Origin of the sequence: Pseudoalteromonas sp. APC 3495 (assembly GCF_030407645.1) — a bacterium.
GTDB lineage: Bacteria > Pseudomonadota > Gammaproteobacteria > Enterobacterales > Alteromonadaceae > Pseudoalteromonas > Pseudoalteromonas tetraodonis.
Window position 1 is genome coordinate 104,834 of record NZ_JASDDA010000005.1, and the last position, 21,946, is coordinate 126,779.

The 21,946-nt window shown below is 41.7% G+C and carries 19 protein-coding genes; 9 read left to right on the top strand and 10 right to left on the bottom strand.

Annotated elements, in window-relative coordinates:
• Positions 1–11: 11 nt before the first annotated feature.
• From QL984_RS03490 to QL984_RS03520, 7 genes are read right to left on the bottom strand one after another with little or no spacing between them, the layout of a single operon-like run.
• Entirely contained in the window at positions 12–710 is a 699-nt protein-coding gene (locus QL984_RS03490; protein WP_036956468.1) for a CoA transferase subunit A, read from the bottom strand.
• 29 nt (positions 711–739) lie between these two features.
• Positions 740–1,636: a hydroxymethylglutaryl-CoA lyase gene (locus QL984_RS03495; protein WP_013464897.1), complete on the bottom strand. Its 897-nt coding sequence runs from the start codon at positions 1,634–1,636 to the stop codon at positions 740–742.
• Positions 1,636–3,627: an acetyl/propionyl/methylcrotonyl-CoA carboxylase subunit alpha gene (locus QL984_RS03500; RefSeq protein WP_138764573.1), complete on the bottom strand. Its 1,992-nt coding sequence runs from the start codon at positions 3,625–3,627 to the stop codon at positions 1,636–1,638. The genes QL984_RS03495 and QL984_RS03500 overlap by 1 nt, the downstream gene beginning before the upstream one ends.
• 8 nt (positions 3,628–3,635) lie before the next feature.
• The gene (locus QL984_RS03505) at positions 3,636–4,406 is read right to left on the bottom strand and encodes an enoyl-CoA hydratase/isomerase family protein (protein ID WP_010389950.1); all 771 of its coding nucleotides are present in this window, start codon (positions 4,404–4,406) and stop codon (positions 3,636–3,638) included.
• 12 nt (positions 4,407–4,418) lie between these two features.
• Positions 4,419–6,026 (bottom strand): carboxyl transferase domain-containing protein, encoded by a 1,608-nt coding sequence (locus QL984_RS03510; protein WP_138569627.1) that lies wholly within the window; start codon positions 6,024–6,026, stop codon positions 4,419–4,421.
• 9 nt (positions 6,027–6,035) lie between these two features.
• Complete coding sequence (locus QL984_RS03515) at positions 6,036–7,211, bottom strand: isovaleryl-CoA dehydrogenase (RefSeq protein ID WP_008114693.1); 1,176 nt, start codon at positions 7,209–7,211, stop codon at positions 6,036–6,038.
• Between the two features lie 35 nt (positions 7,212–7,246).
• Positions 7,247–7,681 (bottom strand): MerR family DNA-binding transcriptional regulator, encoded by a 435-nt coding sequence (locus tag QL984_RS03520; RefSeq protein WP_008114692.1) that lies wholly within the window; start codon positions 7,679–7,681, stop codon positions 7,247–7,249.
• Between the two features lie 329 nt (positions 7,682–8,010).
• Between QL984_RS03520 and QL984_RS03525 the strand changes: the two genes are divergently transcribed.
• The 7 genes from QL984_RS03525 (at position 8,011) to QL984_RS03555 (ending at position 15,663) form a co-directional block, all read left to right on the top strand.
• The gene (locus tag QL984_RS03525; protein ID WP_010389953.1) at positions 8,011–9,192 is read left to right on the top strand and encodes a thiolase family protein; all 1,182 of its coding nucleotides are present in this window, start codon (positions 8,011–8,013) and stop codon (positions 9,190–9,192) included.
• Between the two features lie 72 nt (positions 9,193–9,264).
• A complete protein-coding gene (locus tag QL984_RS03530) occupies positions 9,265–10,755 on the top strand; it encodes a CoA-acylating methylmalonate-semialdehyde dehydrogenase (protein WP_010389954.1) in 1,491 nt (496 codons plus the stop codon).
• 119 nt (positions 10,756–10,874) lie between these two features.
• Positions 10,875–12,032, top strand: a complete 1,158-nt coding sequence (locus tag QL984_RS03535; protein WP_008114688.1) for an acyl-CoA dehydrogenase family protein — start codon at positions 10,875–10,877, stop codon at positions 12,030–12,032.
• 10 nt (positions 12,033–12,042) lie between these two features.
• A complete protein-coding gene (locus QL984_RS03540; protein WP_138764572.1) occupies positions 12,043–12,822 on the top strand; it encodes an enoyl-CoA hydratase in 780 nt (259 codons plus the stop codon).
• Positions 12,822–13,979: an enoyl-CoA hydratase/isomerase family protein gene (locus QL984_RS03545; RefSeq protein WP_138764571.1), complete on the top strand. Its 1,158-nt coding sequence runs from the start codon at positions 12,822–12,824 to the stop codon at positions 13,977–13,979. Before QL984_RS03540 ends, QL984_RS03545 begins: the two co-directional genes overlap by 1 nt.
• Positions 13,980–13,983: 4 nt before the next feature.
• The gene (gene mmsB, locus QL984_RS03550) at positions 13,984–14,883 is read left to right on the top strand and encodes a 3-hydroxyisobutyrate dehydrogenase (protein WP_033103466.1); all 900 of its coding nucleotides are present in this window, start codon (positions 13,984–13,986) and stop codon (positions 14,881–14,883) included.
• Positions 14,884–14,892: 9 nt separating this feature from the next.
• On the top strand, positions 14,893–15,663 hold the full coding sequence (locus tag QL984_RS03555; protein ID WP_138764570.1) for an SDR family oxidoreductase: 771 nt from the start codon (positions 14,893–14,895) through the stop codon (positions 15,661–15,663).
• Between the two features lie 72 nt (positions 15,664–15,735).
• Here QL984_RS03555 and QL984_RS03560 read toward each other — a convergent pair whose 3' ends face one another.
• Positions 15,736–16,698 carry an integron integrase gene (locus QL984_RS03560; protein ID WP_064662761.1) on the bottom strand — a complete coding sequence of 321 codons (963 nt, stop codon included), beginning with the start codon at positions 16,696–16,698 and terminating at the stop codon, positions 15,736–15,738.
• Between the two features lie 250 nt (positions 16,699–16,948).
• Between QL984_RS03560 and QL984_RS03565 the strand changes: the two genes are divergently transcribed.
• Both QL984_RS03565 and QL984_RS03570 read left to right on the top strand, forming a co-directional pair.
• A complete protein-coding gene (locus QL984_RS03565) occupies positions 16,949–17,326 on the top strand; it encodes a hypothetical protein (protein ID WP_010557084.1) in 378 nt (125 codons plus the stop codon).
• Positions 17,327–17,921: 595 nt separating this feature from the next.
• A complete protein-coding gene (locus QL984_RS03570) occupies positions 17,922–18,473 on the top strand; it encodes a cytochrome b (RefSeq protein WP_138764569.1) in 552 nt (183 codons plus the stop codon).
• Between the two features lie 49 nt (positions 18,474–18,522).
• On the opposite strand, the gene QL984_RS03575 is transcribed toward QL984_RS03570, so the two are convergent.
• Together QL984_RS03575 and QL984_RS03580 are read right to left on the bottom strand one after the other, a co-directional pair.
• Positions 18,523–20,070, bottom strand: a complete 1,548-nt coding sequence (locus QL984_RS03575) for a methyl-accepting chemotaxis protein (RefSeq protein WP_138764568.1) — start codon at positions 20,068–20,070, stop codon at positions 18,523–18,525.
• Positions 20,071–20,253: 183 nt separating this feature from the next.
• Complete coding sequence (locus tag QL984_RS03580; RefSeq protein WP_138764567.1) at positions 20,254–21,771, bottom strand: leucyl aminopeptidase; 1,518 nt, start codon at positions 21,769–21,771, stop codon at positions 20,254–20,256.
• Positions 21,772–21,946 lie beyond the last annotated feature (175 nt).

The window sequence follows — 21,946 nt, forward strand, 5'->3', positions numbered from 1 at the left end:
AGTGCTCCTGCTTAATCTCGTGTGGTAACACGTTCAATGCGTTTTTCAAAGTTGCCCTTGATCACGCGATTTACAAAAATGCCAGGGGTATGAATTTGACTTGGCTCTAGCTCACCGGGTTCAACAATCTCTTCCACTTCGGCAACGGTAATTTTACCTGCGGTTGCGGCCATTGGGTTAAAGTTCATTGCGGTATGGCGAAATACTAAATTACCGTAACGGTCTGCTTTCCATGCTTTTACAATGGCAAATTTACCCGTGATTGACTCTTCTAAAATATAAGGGCGACCATTAAATTCTTTTACTTCTTTACCCTCAGCTACTGGCGTACCGTAACCCGTGGCGGTATAAAAAGCAGGAATACCGGCACCACCAGCACGCATTTTTTCTGCTAGAGTCCCTTGCGGTGTTAGCTCTACATCAATTTCGCCATTCAGTAGTTGTTGCTCAAAAAGAGCATTTTCGCCCACATAAGAGGCAACCACTTTTTTAATTTGTTTGTCTTGTAATAAAAGTCCTAAACCAAAGTCATCAACGCCGCAATTGTTCGATACGACCGTTAACTCTTTGGTTTGCATTTTTTTAATTTGGGCTATTAATCCCTCGGGAATACCGCATAAACCAAAACCACCAGCGATGATAGTATCGCCGTCTTTTAAACCTTCCATTGCAGCTTCGTAACTCGAAACTACTTTATCAAAACCGGCCATGAGTGACTCCTCATTCTATGCTATTGCAATTATTGTGTGTGTAATGCCACTGAAACTTTACTAACAGGCTGTTTATTAAGCGCATTAGTAATTTGCCAACCTGCTTGTGCAAGCCTTTTTAAATCAATTCCATGTTCAATGCCAAGCCCTTGCAGTAAGTAAACAACATCTTCGGTGGCAACATTTCCTGACGCACCCTTAGCGTAAGGGCAGCCACCAAGGCCAGCAACGGCAGCGTCAACCGTTGAAATACCTAGGCTTAAGGCAGCGTAAATATTTGTGAGCGCCTGTCCATAGGTATCATGAAAATGTACTGCAAGCTTACTTTTATCAATATGCTTGAGCAGCAATGTAAGCAGCTCAGTCACTTTACCTGCGGTGCCGACACCAATAGTATCGCCAAGGCTCACTTCATAGCAGCCAAGTGCTAATAACTTTTGTGCCACGTTTAAAACAACCTGAGGGTCAACGTCTCCCTCATAAGGGCAGCCTAAAACACAGCTTACATAGCCTCGAACGCGTATATTATTCGCTTTAGCAAAAGTCATTACCTCGCTAAAACGATCAATACTTTGCGCTATTGAACAATTTATATTTTTTTGACAAAACGCTTCGCTGGCCGCCGTAAATATAGCAAATTCTTTAATACCAACAGCATGCGCAGCTTGTGCGCCTTTTAAATTTGGCGTTAAGGCACTTAAATTAATCTCTGGAAGATCAAGGGCACTGATCACTTCGCTTGAGTCTGCCATTTGTGGCACCCATTTTGGGGATACGAACGCACCAGCTTCTATGTCTTTTAATCCCGCGGCGGCGAGGGCATTAATAAGTGTTACTTTATCTTCAGTGCTGACGGTTTTTTCATTTTGTAAACCATCACGTGCACCCACTTCAACAATACGAACTTTGTTTGCAAAGGCACTCATTAAGCACCTTCCTGTACAGTCGTATCTTCAACAATGGCTAACAGTGCGCCGTGTGAAACTAGTTCACCTTCACCAAAGCAGTAACTCTGTAATATGCCGTCATGCGGTGCATTAAGTGTATATTCCATTTTCATGGCTTCAATAATAACAACGGCATCACCTTTGGTGATAGTGCTACCTAATTCAATTAAATGTTTTACTACCGTGCCATTGAGTGGCGCAGCGAGCGGCAGCGCGTCATTTTCGTGTGAACTAATATAATGTTTATCAACACATTCAAACTTAGTTTGCAGTGCTTTATTCATTACAGTAATTTCATTATCAGTTATGTTGACATGCGCACTGTGCTTTTCACCGTTAATAAATACGCAGCACTCACCATAATTTAACGTCCCTTGAACACTGTATACGCCCGTACTGTGTGTCACATTGTAACCCTGCGCAGTTTTGATAGCGCTTAGCGGTAAATCTACAAATGGGATTTTAATTGCCTGCGGTGCATTTAAAGTAAACCCACTCAGTTGTTGCCAAGGGCTGGCACTATTGTTTTGTGCTTGGCGCGTGTTTAACGACTCTAAATAGGCAAAAGCGGCAATAAGCTGGCTTGATAGCAATAATGACTCATCAACTGCAGCGAGTGAATCACCTTGCTCAGCAATAAAGTGTGTACTTGGCGCGCCTTGTTTAAAACTTGCGTGGCAAGCTAAGTTATGTAAAAAGCCAATATTTGTACTAAAGCCTGCTAAATGAAATTGCTCAAGCGCCTGTTGCAAACGAGAAAGCGCTTGTTCGCGATTATCATCATGAACAATTAACTTTGCAATCATTGGGTCGTAGTAGGGGCTTATTTCATCACCTTGGGCAATCCCGGTATCTATGCGAACAAATTCACTATTAACGGGGACATGTAGCGCTTCAATGGTGCCTGAGCACGGAATAAAGTCATTTGCAGGGTCTTCGGCGTAAATACGCGCTTCAAAGCTATGGCCTTGCAGTTGAATATCAGATTGCTTTAACGGCAGTGTTTGCCCGCCCGCTATATTAATTTGCCAGTTCACTAAATCAACGCCGGTTACCATTTCGGTCACTGGGTGCTCTACTTGCAGGCGAGTGTTCATTTCCATAAAGAAAAATTCATTACCGCAAAGTAAAAACTCAACAGTACCCGCACCACGGTAATTAATGGCTAATGCACAGCGAACAGCCGCTTCGCCCATTTCTTTACGCAGCGCGTCAGATAAACCTGGAGCAGGGGCTTCTTCAATCACCTTTTGGTGTCGGCGTTGCAACGAACAGTCACGATCACCCAAATAAACACAGTTACCGTGATTATCTGCAAATACTTGTACTTCAACATGGCGAGGTTGATTAACGTAGCGCTCTAATAGCACTAAATCGTTACCAAAACCGGCAATGGCTTCACGTTGAGCGCCTTCAAGTGCAGCTATAAAGTCTTTCGGCTTTTCTACCACTCGCATCCCTTTACCGCCACCGCCAAAGGCCGCTTTGATAAGAACAGGGTAACCAATTTTTTCAGCCTCAGATTGCAAAAAAACAGGGTCTTGTTTATCACCATAGTAACCAGGTACTAAAGGAACGTTTGCCGCGGCCATTATTTCTTTAGCACGGGTTTTTGAACCCATTGCTTCAATACTCGTTGCTGGTGGGCCAATAAAAGCAATGTTATTTGCTTCACAGGCTTTAGCAAATTCACTGTTTTCTGATAAAAAGCCGTAGCCTGGATGAATGCAATCAGCGCCACTGGTTTTAGCAACCTGCAAAATTTTATCTGCGACTAGGTATGAATCTTTACTTGGGGCGGCACCAATATGGTAGGCTTCGTCGGCCATTTTTGCATGTTGCGCGTTTTTATCTGCATCTGAATAAACCGCAACCGTGGTCAAGCCCATTTGCTTTGCTGTTCGCATAATACGACAAGCAATCTCTCCGCGATTAGCAATCAGAATTTTTTGTAAGTGTACTGTGTTCATAATGCGTCCTAGAGTTGCCATTGGGGAGGGCGTTTTTCAAAAAAGGCAGTTAGACCTTCTTGACCTTCGTCTGATACACGAATTTTGGCTATACGTTCTGCAGTGAGCGCAATTATTTCGTTATCGATTTCTTTGTTTGCCACATCATTAATAAGCGCTTTAGCTGCTTTAACCGCTACCGGGCCATTATCTATCAGCGTTTGTAATAGGTTATCCAGTGCACAGTCTAAATTCCCTGTAATTTGGTGAACTAGCCCCAGCTGTTTGGCTGTATGCGCATCAAATACTTCAGCCGTTAAAAAATAACGTCGAGCAGCGCGCTCACCAATAGCTTTTATTACATAAGGGCTTATAACAGCAGGAATTAAGCCTAATTTAACTTCACTTAAACAAAATTGAGCGTCATCTTTGCTGAGCGCAATATCACAGCAAGCAATTAATCCCAATGCACCACCAAATGCAGCACCTTGTACCGCACAAATAGTAGGGTGTGGGCTTTGTGCTAATACTTGCATTAGCTTCGCCAGCTGCATTGAATCGGCCAAATTATCGTTATAGTTGTTATCTGCCATCGATTTCATCCAGGCTAAATCGGCACCGGCTGAAAAGTGTTTACCCTCAGTTTTTAATACTAGGGCACGAATATCGAGCGTATTAGCATGTTCAATACATTGAATAAGCTCATGGATAACGTCGCTATTAAAGGCATTACGTTTTTCTGGGCGACTTAAAACAAGTACAGCCACATTAGATTTTGTTATTTGTAGTGTTACTGACATTTTAAGCTCCCATTACATTCTAAATACGCCAAATTTCGATTCACGCTCAGGGGCATTTTTAGCTGCGCTAAGTGCAAGCCCAAGAACATTGCGTGTATCGGCCGGGTCAATAATGCCATCATCCCATAAACGGGCACTGGCATAATAAGGGTGACCTTGCTGTTCGTATTGATCGATGATTGGCTTTTTAAAATCGTTAATTTGTTGCTCGCTCATGCTTTCGCCTTTGCGGGCTAAACCATCTTGTTTTACTTGCGCCATCACACCAGCGGCTTGTTCACCACCCATAACCGAAATACGGGCATTTGGCCACATCCACATCATGGTCGGTTCAAATGCTCGGCCACACATACCATAGTTACCTGCACCGTATGAGCCACCGATTAAAATAGTAAATTTGGGTACATCGGCACACGATACCGCCATTACCATTTTAGCGCCGTGTTTAGCAATGCCTTCAGACTCGTATTTTTTACCGACCATAAAGCCAGTGATGTTTTGTAAAAATACCAGTGGAATGTTGCGCTGAGCGCATAATTGAATAAAGTGTGCGCCTTTTTGCGCTGACTCACTAAATAAAATACCGTTGTTGGCCACTATGCCTACGGGATGACCATAAATGCTGGCAAAACCTGTTACCAGTGTTTCACCAAAGTAGCGTTTAAATTCATCAAACGATGAGTCATCAACAGTACGTGCAATGACCTCACGGACATCAAATGGCTTTTTAAGATCAGTACCGACAATGCCGTAAAGTTCGTTAATATCATAACGAGGGGCTTTTACTTCTTCGAGTAATGGTGAGGTAGGACGCGAATAGTTAATTCGTTCAATACACTGGCGAGCAATCGACAATGCATGAGCATCATTTTCTGCGTAATGATCGGCCACACCTGATGTTTTACAGTGTACATCGGCGCCACCAAGCTCTTCTGCAGTAACTACTTCCCCGGTGGCAGCTTTTACCAGCGGCGGACCAGCTAAAAAGATAGTGCCTTGCTCTTTTACAATAATACTTTCATCGGCCATAGCAGGAACATACGCACCACCTGCAGTACATAACCCCATAACCACAGCAATTTGTGGAATGCCTTTACCCGACATACGCGCTTGGTTGTAAAAAATACGACCAAAATGCAGTTTGTCAGGGAATACGTCGTCTTGCTCAGGTAAGTTTGCGCCACCTGAGTCAACTAAATAAATACACGGTAAATGACAACGTTCGGCGATGTCTTGAGCGCGTAAATGCTTTTTAACAGTCAGCGGGAAATAGGTGCCGCCTTTTACTGTCGCATCATTAGCAATCACCATACATTCAACGCCTTTAACGCGACCAATACCTGCAACCACACCGGCACAAGGAATATCTTGTTCATAAACGCCAAAGGCAGCAAATTGCGATATTTCTAAAAATGGCGAGCCTTCATCTAGCAAAGTGGTAATACGGTCACGGACAAACAATTTACCACGGCCTTCATGGCGCTCTTTTAGAGCAGCGCCGCCGCCTAAACGTATTGTTGCTGCTTTACTGCGTAAATCATCCACTAGCGCCGACATGTTGTTGTGATTTTGCACAAAATTTGGATCATGCGGATTAACGCTCGATTTTAAAATCGTCATAACTAATCCTTAGCGGCTTTCAGTGAATAATTCGCGACCAATTAACATACGGCGTATTTCTGAGGTGCCGGCACCAATTTCATATAATTTCGCATCACGCAGCAAGCGACCTGTTGCGTATTCATTTATATAACCATTACCGCCTAAAATTTGAATTGCGTCTAATGCCATTTTAGTTGCAAGCTCAGCGGCATATAAAATTGCGCCAGCAGCGTCTTTACGGGTGGTTTCGCCGCGATCACATGCTTTTGCTACTGTGTACACATATGAGCGAGCTGCGTTCATTTGTGTATACATATCAGCAATTTTGCCTTGTATTAACTGAAATTGACCAATAGGGCTGTCAAATTGCTTACGCTCATGGATGTAAGGCACCACAATATCCATACACGCTTGCATTATGCCAAGTGGGCCAGCCGCTAAAACAACACGCTCATAATCAAGGCCACTCATAAGTACCTTAACGCCTTCGTTTAAGTTACCTAAAATATTTTCTTCAGGTACTTCACAGTTTTCAAATACCAATTCACAGGTATTTGAGCCACGCATGCCGAGTTTGTCGAGCTTTTGTGCGGTTGAAAAACCAGGAAATGTTTTTTCTACAATAAAGGCTGTAATCCCTTTAGCGCCGGCGTTTAAATCTGTTTTTGCATAAATTACCAACGTATCAGCGTCAGGGCCATTAGTGATCCACATTTTATTACCGTTTAAAATGTATTTATCGCCTTTTTTCTCTGCTTTAAGTTTCATAGAAACAACATCAGAGCCCGCATTAGGCTCACTCATAGCCAGTGCACCAATGTGCTCACCACTAATAAGTTTAGGTAAGTATTTTTCTTTTTGTGCTTGTGAACCATTACGGTTTATTTGATTAACACACAGGTTTGAATGCGCACCGTAACTTAAACCAATAGAGGCACTTGCACGGCTAATTTCTTCCATGGCAATAACGTGCTCTAAATAGCCTAAACCAGCACCACCAAACTCTTCATCCACGGTCATGCCAAGCACGCCCATTTCACCCATTTGCGGCCAAAGTTCATTGGGGAACGCATTATCAAGGTCAGTTTTTTCAGCTAGTGGGGCAATTTCTTGACTGGCAAAGCTGTTTACGTGACTGCGGATCATATCTGCAGTTTCGCCAAGGCCAAAGTTCATTTCTTTATATAGTGAAATAGTGCTCATGATTAATTCCTGTGTGTTGATGACGTTGTTATATTTTATTCATCTATTTTGCTAAGCGTGTCGCGACAGCGACGTTCAGCGGTGACCAGTTCCATAAGAACCACTTTAATGTCATCCATCTGTTGTGAAAGATCGGCTTTTTTCTCACTGATAAGGTCAAGCATAGTAACTAACTGTTTTGCACTTGATTTATCAGCATCATACAGTTCAAACAAACGACCTGTTTCAGCTAAGGTGAAACCTAAACGTTTACCGCGCAGTATTAGCTTTAGGCGAACCTTGTCGCGCTTTGAGTAAATACGTGTTTGGCCATTGCGCTCTGGCGATATTAACCCTTGGTCTTCGTAGAAACGGATAGAGCGGGTGGTAATATCAAATTCTTTAGCCAATTCACTAATGCTAAAAGTTTGTTCGTTTTTAGCCGGCTCGTTGGCTGAATTTGCAAAGTTTGTTTGATTATCTGATTTCATTGTAATGTTTACCTCATTCGAATAACTCCAATATAAGTGAAGTTTACGTAAAGGTAAAGTGCGATCTGGTTGTTATACTTTAGACGTATAAAATAAAAGCGGAAATATAGCAGAAGTTGAGTGTTTATAAACGTTATAAGCCAGTTAGACAGTATGTAATAATTTTTTAGCAAGCTAACTTTACAGTTTTTACACTAATTAGAAAGTTGATTTTAGATTTACGTTGGCGTAAACGTAAATTTTATGTATGCTCGTGTTTATCAGATTAGTTTAAACATTAAGCTAAACATAATAAAACATGTTTGCGTTAATTGAAAATGGAGCCTTTTATGTCTTTCGAAAGCGTTGTAATTGTAGCAGCAAAACGCACCCCAATGGGTGGATTTATGGGCGCACTAAGTGATGCGCAGTCTACCGAGCTTGGTGCTACGGCAATTGCAGGTGCACTTGCTCAAACGGGTTTAAGCAATGATGCAATTGATGAAGTAATTATGGGCTGCGTATTACCAGCCGGCTTAGGCCAAGCGCCTGCACGTCAAGCAATGCTTAAAGCGGGGCTTGCACTAAGCACCGGCGCTACCACTATTAATAAAGTATGTGGCTCGGGCTTAAAAGCCGCGATGTTAGCGAATGACCTTATTAAAGCAGGTTCTATTGAATCTGCAATCGCTGGTGGTATGGAAAGCATGACCAATGCACCTTACTTTATTCCTAAAGCCCGTGGCGGTATGCGTATGGGACATGGCGAAATTAAAGATCACATGATGAGTGATGGCCTAGAAGACGCCTACGACAATAAAGCAATGGGTTGCTTTGCTCAAGACACAGCCGATGAATACGGTATTGGTCGTGAGCAAATGGATACGTTTGCACTGGGTTCATTAAGTAAAGCAAACGCAGCCATAGACAATGGGTGGTTTGATAACGAGATCACTCCGCACACTATTAAAACGCGTAAAGGCGATGTCACTGTTTCTATTGATGAGCAACCTGGCAACGCACGCCCTGAAAAAATTCCAAGCTTAAGAGCTGCATTTAAAAAAGATGGCACTATTACTGCCGCTAATTCATCGTCTATATCAGATGGTGGTGCTGCGTTAATACTAATGAGCGAATCAAAAGCAAAAGCTGAGGGTTTAACACCACTTTGTAGAATTGTTGCTCACAGTACTCACTCTCAAAAACCAAGTGAATTTACCGTAGCCCCAGTGGGCGCAATGAACAGCGTTCTTGAAAAAGCTGGCTGGACAACCGCCGACGTTGATTTATGGGAAATTAATGAAGCGTTTGCCATGGTTACTATGTTGGCTATTAACGAATTAAAGCTCGATGAAAGCAAAGTGAATGTTAATGGTGGTGCGTGTGCTTTGGGTCACCCAATTGGTGCTAGTGGCGCACGTATTTTAGTAACACTCATTCATGCGCTTAAAAACCGAGGCCTTAAAAAAGGCGTTGCGTCTTTGTGTATAGGTGGCGGTGAAGCCGTTGCTATGGCAGTCGAAGCACTTTAACTGATAACAAAGCCGCAGCAACTATAACAATCACAGCGCTGCGGCAATTAAATTGAGTCAATAGGATTTATTATGCACCAAGTACCCTTACTAATTAACGGCGAGTTCGTTCAGTCAACGTCAAATGAATTAATTGATGTTGTAAACCCAGCTAATCAAGAAGTGCTCGCGCAAGTGCCATGCGCTACAGACGCAGAGATGGATGCGGCGATTGCATCAGCCAGCGAAACATTTAAAACATGGAAAGATGTGCCTATTACTGAGCGTGCGCGCATTATGATGAAATACGCGGCGCTATTAAAAGAAAACCATGATGAACTAGCCACTATTATTTGTCATGAGCTAGGCAAAACGTTTGAAGATGCAAAAGGTGATGTGTGGCGTGGTATTGAGGTAGTTGAACAAGCTGCAAATGCGCCGTCGTTAATGATGGGTGAAACCATGGAAAACGTAGCACGCAAAATTGATACGTATTCTTACATGCAACCATTGGGTGTGTGTGCAGGTATTACGCCATTTAACTTTCCGGCAATGATCCCATTGTGGATGTTCCCACTGGCAATTGTGTGTGGTAACACCTTTATTTTAAAACCGTCTGAGCAAGATCCACTTACTCCTATGCGCTTAGCTGAGCTATTTATTGAAGCCGGTGCACCTAAAGGCGTGTTACAAGTAGTACACGGTACAAAACCACAAGTTGACCGCTTATTAGAAGACAAAGCCGTTCGTGCTATTTCATTTGTGGGTTCATGTGGTGTAGGTGCATACATTTACTCTAAAGGCACACAAAACTTAAAACGTGTTCAAGCGTGTGTTGGCGCTAAAAACCACATGGTAATTATGCCTGATGCGAGTAAATCGCATGTTGTTAATAACCTTGTGGGTGCCTCTGTAGGTGCAGCAGGTCAGCGCTGTATGGGTATTTCTGTGGCGGTATTTGTTGGTCAAGCAAAAGACTGGGTTGATGAAATTAAAGCAGGCTTTGAAGGTGTACGCCCAGGTGTTTGGGATGATGCTGATGCCGCTTATGGCCCACAAACATCACCTGCTGCAAAAGCACGTATTTTATCACTGATTGCGGATGGTAAAGCACAAGGCGCTACCTGTTTAATTGATGGCTCTGACTTTAGCGTTGAAGGTTACGAGCAAGGTAACTGGGTAGGTCCTACGTTATTTACTGATGTAACCAAAGATATGAACTTGTACAAAGAAGAGATTTTTGGCCCAGTATTGGCGTGTATGTTTGTTGATACCCTTGAAGAAGCCATTGCGCTTATTAACGAAAGCCCTTACGGCAATGGTACCTCACTATTTACCTCAAGTGGTGCGGTTGCACGTAAATTCCAACACGAAATTGAAGTGGGTCAAGTGGGGATTAATGTGCCAATTCCTGTGCCATTACCATTTTTCTCGTTCACGGGTTGGAAAGGCTCATTCTACGGTGATACTCACACGTATGGTAAACAAGGTATTCGTTTTTACACAGAAACTAAAACCATTACCTCACGCTGGTTTGAAGATGATATCGCTTCAGGCCCAAATATGAGTATTAATCTTAAGTAACATTTTAACCGCATAATTAATAAAAAAGAGGGGCACAACACACAGTGTTGTCGCTCCTCACTAATAACTCCCTTGATGGGATGCACCGACAACAAACAAAACACAACAAGAGGTCTACCATGGACTTTAACTTATCTGAAGATCAACAAGCTTTTGCGCAAACGGCGCGTCAATTCGCAGAATCTGAACTAGCACCACATGCAGCTAAGTGGGATCGCGAACATATTTTCCCAAAAGACACCATTAAAGCCGCTGGTGAGCTTGGCTTTTGTGGCTTATACACGCCAGAAGAAGCCGGTGGCTTAGGTTTATCTCGTTTAGATTCAAGCATTATTTTTGAGCAACTTGCACTGGGTTGTACAGCTACCACGGCTATGCTGACCATTCATAATATGGCAACCTGGATGATCGCAAGCTTTGGCACCGATGCGGTAAAAGACAAATACGTTGAGCAATTGGTAATGGGTGAATTGTTAGCCTCTTACTGTTTAACTGAGCCTGGCTCTGGCTCTGATGCTGCGTCATTAAAAACTAAAGCAGTTCGTGATGGCGATGAGTATGTTATTAACGGCTCAAAAATGTTTATTTCTGGCGCTGGTGAAACAGAAATTTTAGTGGTAATGGCACGTACAGGGGCTGATGGCCCAAGTGGCATTTCAGCGTTTGTTGTACCAGCAGATGCCAAAGGTATTGAGTACGGCAAAGCAGAAGAAAAAATGGGTTGGAATGCCCAGCCAACACGCTTAATTAGCTTTGAAGATGTACGAATTCCAGCAGCAAACTTGTTAGGCGCTGAGGGCGAAGGCTTTAAGTTTGCCATGCAAGGTTTAGATGGCGGCCGTATTAATATTGCAACTTGTTCTATTGGTACTGCACAAGCGGCACTTAATACTGCACGTGAGTATTTAAAAGAGCGTACCCAATTTGGTAAGCCATTGGCAGCATTTCAAGCGCTACAATTTAAAATTGCCGATATGAATACCGAGCTTGTAGCAGCACGCCAAATGGTACGACTCGCGGCGTTTAAACTTGATACTAACGACAGTGAAAAAACCACTTATTGTGCTATGGCTAAACGCTTTGCAACCGATGTTGGTTTTACTGTGTGTAACGATGCGCTGCAAATTCATGGTGGCTACGGTTACATTAAAGAATATCCACTTGAACGCCATGTACGTGACGTACGTGTTCATCAAATTCTAGAAGGCACTAACGAAATTATGCGCGTAATTATTGCGCGTCGTATCTTAGCCGAATCAGCCAGCGAAGTTTTATAAGGAGATTAGTATGTCAAATCCTAGCATTGAGTTAACTATTGAAGGCCATGTTGCTATTTTAACCATGTCGAATCCGCCAGCGAATACCTGGACGAAAGACACCTTAGTGGCGCTTAAAGACACGGTTAACCAATTAAATACCAATAAAAATATTTATGCGTTAGTACTGACTGGTGAAGGCGAGAAGTTTTTTAGCGCCGGTGCCGACCTCAATGTATTTGCCAGTGGCGACAAAGGTGTCGCCGCAGATATGTCATGTGTATTTGGTGAAGCGTTTGAAGCGCTAACTAATTTTAGAGGCGTGTCGGTTGCAGCCATTAATGGCTATGCAATGGGTGGCGGGCTTGAAGTAGCGCTTGCTTGCGATATTCGTATTGCCGAAGAACAAGCACAAATGGCATTACCTGAAGCCAAAGTGGGTTTATTGCCATGTGCTGGTGGAACGCAAAACTTAGCATGGCTCGTAGGTGAAGGCTGGGCAAAACGCATGATTTTATGCGGTGAGCGCTTAAAAGCCGATAAAGCCCTGCAAATTGGTTTAGTAGAAGAAGTGGTTGCACAAGGTGAAAGCTTTGCCGCAGCATTAAAACTGGCAAACCAAGTAGCAGAGCAAAGTCCATCGTCGGTTGCTGCATGTAAAACCTTGATTCAAAAAGGGCGTCATCAACCAATGGCGAATACATTGCCACTGGAGCGTGAACTGTTTGTTGGTTTATTTGATACCGAAGATCAGCAAGAGGGCGTGAACGCCTTTTTAGAAAAACGTAAAGCTATTTGGGTGAATGGCTAATGACAGAACTTACTCGTTTAAATTCAGCTGATGCTGCCGTGGTATTTGAAACGGCAACCACAGACAATGGCCGACTCATTGGTTTTGCAACCTTAAATGCGCCTAAATCGTTAAATGCCCTTAATTTTGAAATGATCAGCTTACTCGAGCCGCAACTACAGCAATGGGACAAAGACGATAACATTGCATTAGTGGTTCTTAAAGGCACTGGTGAAAAAGCATTTTGTGCCGGTGGCGATGTAGTGAGCTTACACAAAGCAATGAGTGAAGGTAAACCGAGCTCACTGGTTGAAGAATTTTTTACTCAAGAGTATCAGCTCGATTACCTAATTCACTGTTACAACAAACCCATTTTAGTGTGGGGTAACGGGATTGTAATGGGCGGCGGTTTAGGTTTAATGGCCGGTGCTAGCCACCGTGTGGTTACTGAAACATCACGCATTGCCATGCCAGAGCAAACTATTGGGCTTTACCCTGATGTAGGCGGCAGTTATTTTTTACATAAAATGCCCGCCCATGTTGGTTTGTTTTTAGGGCTGACCTCGGCATCTATAAATTGTGAAGACGCTAAGCTTGTATCGCTTGCCGATCACTTTGTAAATGCCGACAAGTACCCAGAGCTTGTTGAAGCATTACTCAATACAAAATGGGGTAAAACAGCAAGTTTAAATCACGACAAGCTAAGTACCTTGCTTATTGAGTTAGATAACAACTCTAGCCGTATGCCAAAAGGCAATTTAAAAGCAAACTTAAGCTTGATTCAAAAGCTTGGCGAGTTTGACACGTTACAGCAGCAGGTAGATTACATTTTAAATCTAAACACTGATGATAAATGGCTACAACGCGCACAAAAATCGTTGGCGCATGGTTGCCCTTTAAGTTGTGCCTTAGTAAGTGAGCAGCTCAAACATAGCAAAGGTAAAAACTTAGCTGAGTGTTTTAAAATGGAATTGGGCATGTCGGTTCGTGCCGGTGAAGTGGGCGAGTTTCAAGAAGGTGTACGTGCCTTACTAATCGATAAAGATGGTGCGCCACAGTGGCAGTTTAAATCGTTAGCTGATGTACCAAAAGAAGTAGTAGAGAGCTTTTTTGCAAACCGCTTTGGCGAGCAACATCCGCTAGAGCCGTACTTTTCACAACTAAATTTACAAGGGTAAAGCGATGAGTAAACTTAATATAGGATTTATTGGTTTAGGAAACATGGGCGGCCCAATGGCAGCAAACTTAGTTAAAGCAGGCCACAGTGTGCGCGTGTTTGACTTAAGTGCAGAGGCCGTGAAAGAGCTTGTGAATCATGGGGCTAGTGCGGCGCAAAGCGCCAGTGACTGTGCTCACGAGGCTGATGTGCTAATTAGCATGCTACCGGCAAGCAAACATGTTAAATCACTTTATTTAGGCACAGACGAGCAATCGGGTTTAATTAAAGTACTGAGTAAAAGTACCTTAGTGATTGATTGTTCAACTATAGATGCACAATCAGCACGTGACGTTGGCCATGCCCTAAGTGAGCAAGGTATTGCGTTTGTTGATGCACCGGTATCGGGTGGTGTAGCAGGTGCAACAGCAGGAACGCTTACGTTTATCGTTGGTGGTGAGCAAGCTGCATTTGATAAAGCCAATAGTGTATTGGTTGATATGGGAAAAAACATTTTCCATGCCGGTGATATTGGCGCAGGGCAAGTAGCAAAAATATGTAACAACATGCTATTGAGTATTTTAATGGCAGGTACCAGTGAAGCCATTCAAATGGGAATTAATAATGGCCTAGACGCAAAAGTACTCAGCGACATAATGAGCGCAAGCTCGGGTCGTAACTGGACGTTAGAGCTTTATAACCCTTGCCCAGGTGTTATGGAAACCGCTCCTGCAAGTAATAATTATAAACCTGGCTTTATGGTCGATTTAATGGCTAAAGACTTAGGCCTTGCTATGGAAGCGGCGCAGCAGAGTAATTCACTAACGCCAATGGGCTCAATGGCTAAAAATTTATACACTATGATGCAGCATCAAGGTGCGGGCAGTGATGATTTTAGCGCCATTTTTAAATTGTTTTCGAAGTAGGAAAGTATCGTGGAAATAAAAAATAATACCGTAGTTATTACCGGTGGTGCACAAGGCTTAGGCTTTGCTATGGCACATAAATTTGCCTTAATGGGGGCTAATATTGCGTTGATTGATATGGCGCAAGCCCAGTTAAATGAAGCAACTGAGCAGCTATCTGCATTAGCAGGCGTAACAGGCACTATTAAAGGCTACAGCGCCAATGTAACCGTTGAGAGCGAAGTTGAAGACGTATTTACCACCATTAATAATGACTTTGGTCACATTGGGGTATTAATTAACAATGCCGGCATTTTACGCGATGGCATGTTTATAAAAGCCAAAGATGGCAAAGTGGTTAAAAAAATGTCGCTTGATCAATTCCAATCAGTGATTGACGTTAACCTAACAGGCGTATTTTTAGCAGGCCGCGAAGCTGCAAGCCACATGATTGAATCAGGCAAAGGTGGCGTAATTGTAAATATGTCGAGCGTAGCGCGTGCGGGTAATATTGGCCAAACTAACTATGCTGCCTCAAAAGCCGGTGTTGTGGCACTCACCACTACATGGGCTAAAGAGCTTGGCCGCTTTGGTATACGCGTTGGCGCAATTGCTCCGGGTGTTATTAGCACCGCCATGACCGATGTAATGAAGCCAGAAGCAAAACAGCGCATGCTTGCTGTAACGCCAGTAGGTCGCTTAGGTGAAACCGCTGAAATAGCTCATACTGCTCAGTATATTATCGAAAACGACTTTTTTACTGGCCGTGTAGTAGAGATAGACGGCGGCATACGTTTATAACTTGTCAGCTCTAATTTAATTATTGAAAGCACAGCTCTTTGAGCTGTGCTTTTTTGTTTTAAATCGGAGAGTTTATAATCTTGAAAAAGGGCTGATAACTCCGTTTGCACCTTGTTGCAAAACATGGGTATATATTTGTGTGGTACGCACGTCACAGTGGCCTAGTTGTGTTTGAACTGTGCGGATATCAGCGCCGCTTTGCAGTAGATGCGTAGCGAAAGAGTGGCGCAAAGTATGTGGGGTAACGTGTTTGTTAATGTTTGCATCGAAAGCAGCTTTTTTAACCGCGCGTTGTACTTGCTTTTCATCAATATGATGGCGCCTTAATTGCTTACTCTCAGGATCAATACTTAATTTATAAGATGAAAATAAATATTGCCAGCCCAGCTGCTTATTATGGTTTGGGTATTTTTTACGTAACAAATGCGGCATGTACGCACCGCTATACAAAGGGTTTCTAAGATCTAATTGTAGGTAACTATCAACTAATTGTATTTGAGAACGTAATTGCGGTATGAGTTCTACGGCAAGCGTTACAACACGGTTTTTGCCTCCTTTACCATCCCAAATTCGAATGCAGTTATAGTCAAAGTCAATATCGTGTACCCTTAGACGCAGTACTTCCATTAATCGCATACCACTACCATAAAGAAGTGCACATGCTAAATAATGCTTTGCAATACAGTGTTTAAATAGCGCTGAAACCTCTTTCTGAGTAAGCACAACGGGTAATTTTCTTGGGCGTTCACTTTTTACAAAATTTAAAGATAATGAGAGGGGGCTCTTAATTATTTCTTTATATAAGAAACTTAACGCATTTAATGCCTGAGCTTGGGTGCCTTGCGCTACATTTTGCGAGTTTACTAAATGGTTTAAATATAATTCCACTTGGGTGTCTCCCATAGAGCTTGGGTGTTGCATATTATTAAAGCGGATATAGCCAGCTATCCAAAAAAGATAAGCTTCAATAGTGCTCTTTGCATACCGTTTGCTATACATTTGGTCTTTAATCATGGTTAGAAACAGAGATTTCATAAACGATATTTAACTTAAAAAAGAATACTGTATATATAGACAGTTAATGGTGTTTTGTCCAATAACATTATTAAAAGTCGTTTTGGTGTATTTTAAAAACGATAATTTTATAACTTGCGTAATAACTTGTTTACATTGAAGTTATTTAGTGGAATTATTGAGCCATGTAATATACGCCGTTTTGGGGTTTTATAACCCCCCAAAGTGGTGTTCAATAAGCTGTTAGGTAACAAATCAGGTGTATAGACTCATGGATAGAGTAGTAATTTTCGTTTTGTGTTTCTGCCTATTTATAGGTGGTGCAACTCACATATTTGATAATTTATATTATGGATTCTTGCCTTATAAATTTGCTCCTGAATGGGTTAATATTTATTGGACAGCGTTGGCTGTTATAGATATTGTGGCTGTTTACTTGTTAATTAAATGGCGTAACGCTGGTTTGGTGTTAACACTGGTTATAATGCTTAGCGACGTAGCAATTAATTCTGTTGCTTTTTATTTATTAAACGTTCTTTCGGATAGTTCTGCTTTACAACTTCAAACATTATTTCTAGGTTTCTGTATTGGTTCTTCTATTTGGTTATGGCAGTCGAAAAGTAAGGCTAACGTGGTAAATGTTACCTAACAAACAATTAAACAAGGACAAAAACAGTTGGTTTTGCTCCTTCGTCGCTTATTTTAACCAACTATTTTTTGCCTGTTAATTGGGCGTTAGCTGCTCTTAATTATTCGAATTCCAAGTGATTACCGATGAATAAAAATGAAATTCAGTTAATGAAAAAAGGTGAGCTTCACGTTCATTTAAATGGATTGGTGAGTACTGATGTTATTCGAAGCTTATTGGTAAGGAATCAAAGGGGTCAAATCTTGACTTCAGACATCAAAGAGCGAACTGTACAAGCATTGGTTAGCATACAAAGATTGACGATCTAGAAATTCATTCAATTCTAATGGTTTATTACTTTTAAACACACGTTGATTTTTTAAAACGGTAACTTTAGGTTGCCGTTTTTTTATGCCTATTATTTAAGTTTATTTTAAGCTTGCTCAGTTATTATAACTAATACTTAAATTCCAGAATCATTAAACTATTGAACTGACTTATTAACTCATTGTATGTTTCAGATCATTAAACTGTGAGTGATTAAAGGTTAGCCTGTATACATGTACTCATATGCATAAGTGAGCTTTTAACTTTAATGCGTTTATTAGGAGGTATTATGAATTTTAAAAACACAACATCTCATTACAATACACTCTCTATAGCCTTACACTGGCTTATGTTTATTTTAATAGTCACTGTTTACGGCAGTATAGAGTTACGTGAATTATTTGATAAAGGCACTGAAACCCGTGATGCCTTTAAAATGTGGCATTTTATGTTGGGTTTATCGGTTTTAGCTTTAGTAAGCGTGAGGGTAGTTGCGCGTGTAGTGGGCGGCTCGGTACCAGCCATACACCCTGAGCCTGCAAAGTGGCAAGATAAGTTAGCTAAATTTGTACACCTTGCGCTGTATGTGTTTATGTTTGCTATGCCTATAGCTGGTTGGTTAATTTTGAGTTTAGCAGGTAAACCCATCCCGTTTTTTGGTTTAGAGCTGCCTCCATTGGCAAGTGAAAACAAAGAGCTGGGTAAAACCATTAAAGAAATACACGAAACTGCGGGCGAAGTGGGGTATTACGTAATAGGCTTACATGCGGCGGCTGCATTATTTCATCATTACATTTTGGCTGATAATACCTTTAAACGTATGCTGTTTTCTAAAAAATAAACACATCACTTACAAAAAGGGAGACCATGTGTCTCCCTTTTTATATTAATTAATGACTTGTACTCTTAAACCCTATTCTAAACCCGCCCCAATGTTTACCGTTTACATAAATTGGCACCGAGAGGTCATGCAGTATTTCACCGGTATCACGTTTATAGGTTTGTAATAAAAAGCTTTCGGTGTGGCTACCACAGCGAATTCCTGTCGGGTCATTAAAAATACGTTTAGTACGGTTGTTTACTAAATCTTTTTCAAAGTTACCGGTTAGAGCTTGGCTATAGCGTTTGTTATGAGTAGGAAAGTAGCCCTTTGTATCAACGGCTCCTGCAAAAATAATGTCTTTATTTTCCAGTATTGGTTCTTGTATAGCCGGCAATGATTGATCTGTAAGTTTATCGTAATCGGTTGTGTACTTGGTTGGATTGGTATTTTCGATGGGTTTATAGTTTTGCGAAAAAAGTTGTTGCTGGGTTATTTTTCCGCTTTGGATCCAAGTCTCAAAACATTCGCCAATTGCTTTACTGGCGTGTTTAGCTGATGTCAGAATTGGTTTAAAGAATGCGTCATACTCTATGTTTTCAAGCTCTCTAAATATTGATTCTGATCCCAGCGATAAAGAAGACGCTTGCTGAGAAATTGTACTGCCTTTTTTAGTAACTTCGCCCAATAAACTACTAATACTAGTGACTGAGCTATTTATTTGTGTGGTTGCATGCTGAAATGCAGAAACAGACTGATGCATACTATCAAGCGCGGTAGATGAGGCACCAATATCTTGGTTAATTGTTAAAAAGGATTGAGTCACGTTTTCAAGCTCTGATTTTACAGAAATACTTTGCTGTGAAACCTGCTTCATATCTTCATTGGTTTTTATACTGTTGGCGTTAATGTCTGTGAGCATGTCTGCAATTTGTTTGGTTGCTTCATTGGTTTTATTTGCAAGGTTACGCACTTCGTCGGCAACAACCGCAAAACCACGACCTTGCTCACCTGCACGAGCGGCCTCTATGGCTGCATTTAAAGCAAGTAGATTGGTTTGCTCTGCAATGTTTTGAATAACTTGGGTAATGCTTTGTATATCACTGGCACTTTTTAATAATAAATCTAATTGCTGGGCCACTTTATCTATAGAGCCTGATAACGAATCAATTTGGCTGGTGGCCGTTTGTAAGCGGCTATCGGCAGAGCTTGAGGCTTGCGCTGTTTGTACCATTGCTTGATTAATAGTGGTCATGCTGTCACTGAGTTCAGTACTATTTTGTGAAAGCTCGTGTGTGGCACGCCCGACAGTTTCACTCTCGTTATAACAAGCGTCTATTTCTTTAGATAAGCTATCAACATAAAATGACACTTCAGCTGCGCCTATGGCATTTTTTGAGGTGGTTTTGGTAATGTTTTGTGCAATTTTGTTATTGAACGACTGCACGGCACCTAGTGACGAATTGTTATTTGCTGATTCAGATTTTGCTGGTTTTATATAAAAAATTGCAGATAACAGCACTATAATTGCTGCAGCAATGGTGGAGAGCTGTTCAAAATAGAAAAGAAAACAAATGCTTAAATAAAAAATGCTGTAGAGCAGGTAGGTTATTTTCATTCCTTTGACCTCGTTACTAATTGTTCCTTCTATCTTTGACTATAAATCAAACAAAATCAAATAATAAACACACTTTTAAGGATTTATTAATAGTGATGTATTGAGTTCTATAAAACTGTTTTCGTACAAAAAGCGCCAAAGTAGTAAACCTACTTTGGCGCTTTTATTAGTATTAATAAACAATTAGTTAGCTAATAACCATTCGCTTAATAAGCGAACACCAAACCCCGTTCCCCCTGGTGAAAGCTCATCTTTACCTTTTTTCACTAAGGCATTACCTGCAATATCGATATGCACCCAACGGGTATCGCCAGCAAAATGCTCTAAGAAAGTGGCAGCAGTGGTTGCACCTGGGCCACCTGAACCCACATTTGTTAAATCAGCTATGTCAGACTCCAACATATCTTTATAACCTAGAGGTAAGCGCCATAGGTTTTCGTTTACTTGTTTACCAGCTACCGTTAGTTGTGATACTAAAGTGTCGTCATCTGAGAACACAGCCGCGTATTCATTGCCTACAGCACGGATTTTTGAACCGGTGAGTGTTGCAACATCAATCATAATTTCTGGTTTGTAGTGCTCACGCGCATACCACATAGCATCACTTAATACTAAGCGTCCTTCGGCGTCGGTATTTAAAATTTCAACACTTAAGCCCTCAGCGGTGCGAACTACATCACCTGGGGCTACAGCGAACTGCGATACCATATTCGCAGCCATGCCCATAACGGCTACCACGTTTTTGTCAGCTTTAGCTAACGCCATTGCTTTAACTGTACCAAGCACTGCAGCAGCACCGGCCATGTCTGACTTCATACGTGCAATAGATGCACCGGTTTTAATACTGTAACCACCTGAGTCAAATGTAATGCCTTTACCAACAAGGGCAATAGGGGCATCGTCAGACCCTTTATAATGGGCAACCACTAAACGGGCACCTTGCTGGCTACCTCGGCCAACAGCTTCTAATGCACCCATACCCAGTTCTTTTATTTCTTTAGGCTCCAATACTTTGATGGTTACGCCCAAAGATGCTAATTCTTTTGCCGCATTAGCAAAATCAACAGGTGTCATTTCGGTAGCGACTTCAGATGTTAAATCGCGGGCTAAAAAAACACCGGCTTGAATACTTTCTAATTGGGTGTAAAGCTTGCGAGTTTGCTTAGTGTTATCAACATCAAATGTATAGCTAACTGTTTCAGTGTTTGGTTCTTTTTTATAGTTTTCAAAACGATGATCGCGTAAGTTTGCACCATGGGCAAAGTTAGCAGCAAGCAATGCATTGTCACTTACACCGGCTACATCTTCAAATACAACGCTGGCAGTGCCAACTTTGGCTTTAACTAGTTGAGCGTGAATATTACCGCCTAACTTAGCTGCTTTTGCTTTATCAAGCTCGCTAGTTTTACCAGTACCTACGACTAAAACGCGGCTGTAGTTACTTTTACTTGGCGCAATAAGTTGTGCCACTTTAGCGTAATCGCCGGTAAAATTTTCTATATCAATAACGCGTTGCAATTGGCCATCGAACTGCTTGTCGAGCGCTTGAAATTGGCTGTTGTTTCCATCTTGGCTATAAAATACAACCAGCGTATTTGCATCGCTGTTCACTTTTGAAGAAAAATTAAAGTCTGCGGCTTGGGCATTCATGCACATACTCAGAGCAAGCGCTATTGAAGAGGCTTTTATAATACGTTTCATTTTTTTAACCTAAGAATAATATAAAGGTGTGTTTTACCCTATTTACGATGCTGTGGTTAAGTAGGATACGGCGAAATAGCAAATAACAGCGATATATGTCTAAACCATGACTAAATATCATGACATAACGGCTTGATAAACATATTGTGATGCTTAAAGGTTTAATTAACACAAT

Coding starts and splice junctions, on each gene's coding strand:
- QL984_RS03530 (WP_010389954.1), top strand. CDS start 9,265: ATGCACCAAGTACCCTTACTAATTAACGGCGAGTTCGTTCAGTCAACG.
- QL984_RS03525 (WP_010389953.1), top strand. CDS start 8,011: ATGTCTTTCGAAAGCGTTGTAATTGTAGCAGCAAAACGCACCCCAATG.
- QL984_RS03565 (WP_010557084.1), top strand. CDS start 16,949: ATGGATAGAGTAGTAATTTTCGTTTTGTGTTTCTGCCTATTTATAGGT.
- QL984_RS03580 (WP_138764567.1), bottom strand. CDS start 21,771: ATGAAACGTATTATAAAAGCCTCTTCAATAGCGCTTGCTCTGAGTATG.
- mmsB (WP_033103466.1), top strand. CDS start 13,984: ATGAGTAAACTTAATATAGGATTTATTGGTTTAGGAAACATGGGCGGC.
- QL984_RS03490 (WP_036956468.1), bottom strand. CDS start 710: ATGGCCGGTTTTGATAAAGTAGTTTCGAGTTACGAAGCTGCAATGGAA.
- QL984_RS03520 (WP_008114692.1), bottom strand. CDS start 7,681: ATGAAATCAGATAATCAAACAAACTTTGCAAATTCAGCCAACGAGCCG.
- QL984_RS03510 (WP_138569627.1), bottom strand. CDS start 6,026: ATGACGATTTTAAAATCGAGCGTTAATCCGCATGATCCAAATTTTGTG.
- QL984_RS03500 (WP_138764573.1), bottom strand. CDS start 3,627: ATGAACACAGTACACTTACAAAAAATTCTGATTGCTAATCGCGGAGAG.
- QL984_RS03545 (WP_138764571.1), top strand. CDS start 12,822: ATGACAGAACTTACTCGTTTAAATTCAGCTGATGCTGCCGTGGTATTT.
- QL984_RS03570 (WP_138764569.1), top strand. CDS start 17,922: ATGAATTTTAAAAACACAACATCTCATTACAATACACTCTCTATAGCC.
- QL984_RS03505 (WP_010389950.1), bottom strand. CDS start 4,406: ATGTCAGTAACACTACAAATAACAAAATCTAATGTGGCTGTACTTGTT.
- QL984_RS03535 (WP_008114688.1), top strand. CDS start 10,875: ATGGACTTTAACTTATCTGAAGATCAACAAGCTTTTGCGCAAACGGCG.
- QL984_RS03575 (WP_138764568.1), bottom strand. CDS start 20,070: ATGAAAATAACCTACCTGCTCTACAGCATTTTTTATTTAAGCATTTGT.
- QL984_RS03495 (WP_013464897.1), bottom strand. CDS start 1,636: ATGAGTGCCTTTGCAAACAAAGTTCGTATTGTTGAAGTGGGTGCACGT.
- QL984_RS03515 (WP_008114693.1), bottom strand. CDS start 7,211: ATGAGCACTATTTCACTATATAAAGAAATGAACTTTGGCCTTGGCGAA.
- QL984_RS03560 (WP_064662761.1), bottom strand. CDS start 16,698: ATGAAATCTCTGTTTCTAACCATGATTAAAGACCAAATGTATAGCAAA.
- QL984_RS03540 (WP_138764572.1), top strand. CDS start 12,043: ATGTCAAATCCTAGCATTGAGTTAACTATTGAAGGCCATGTTGCTATT.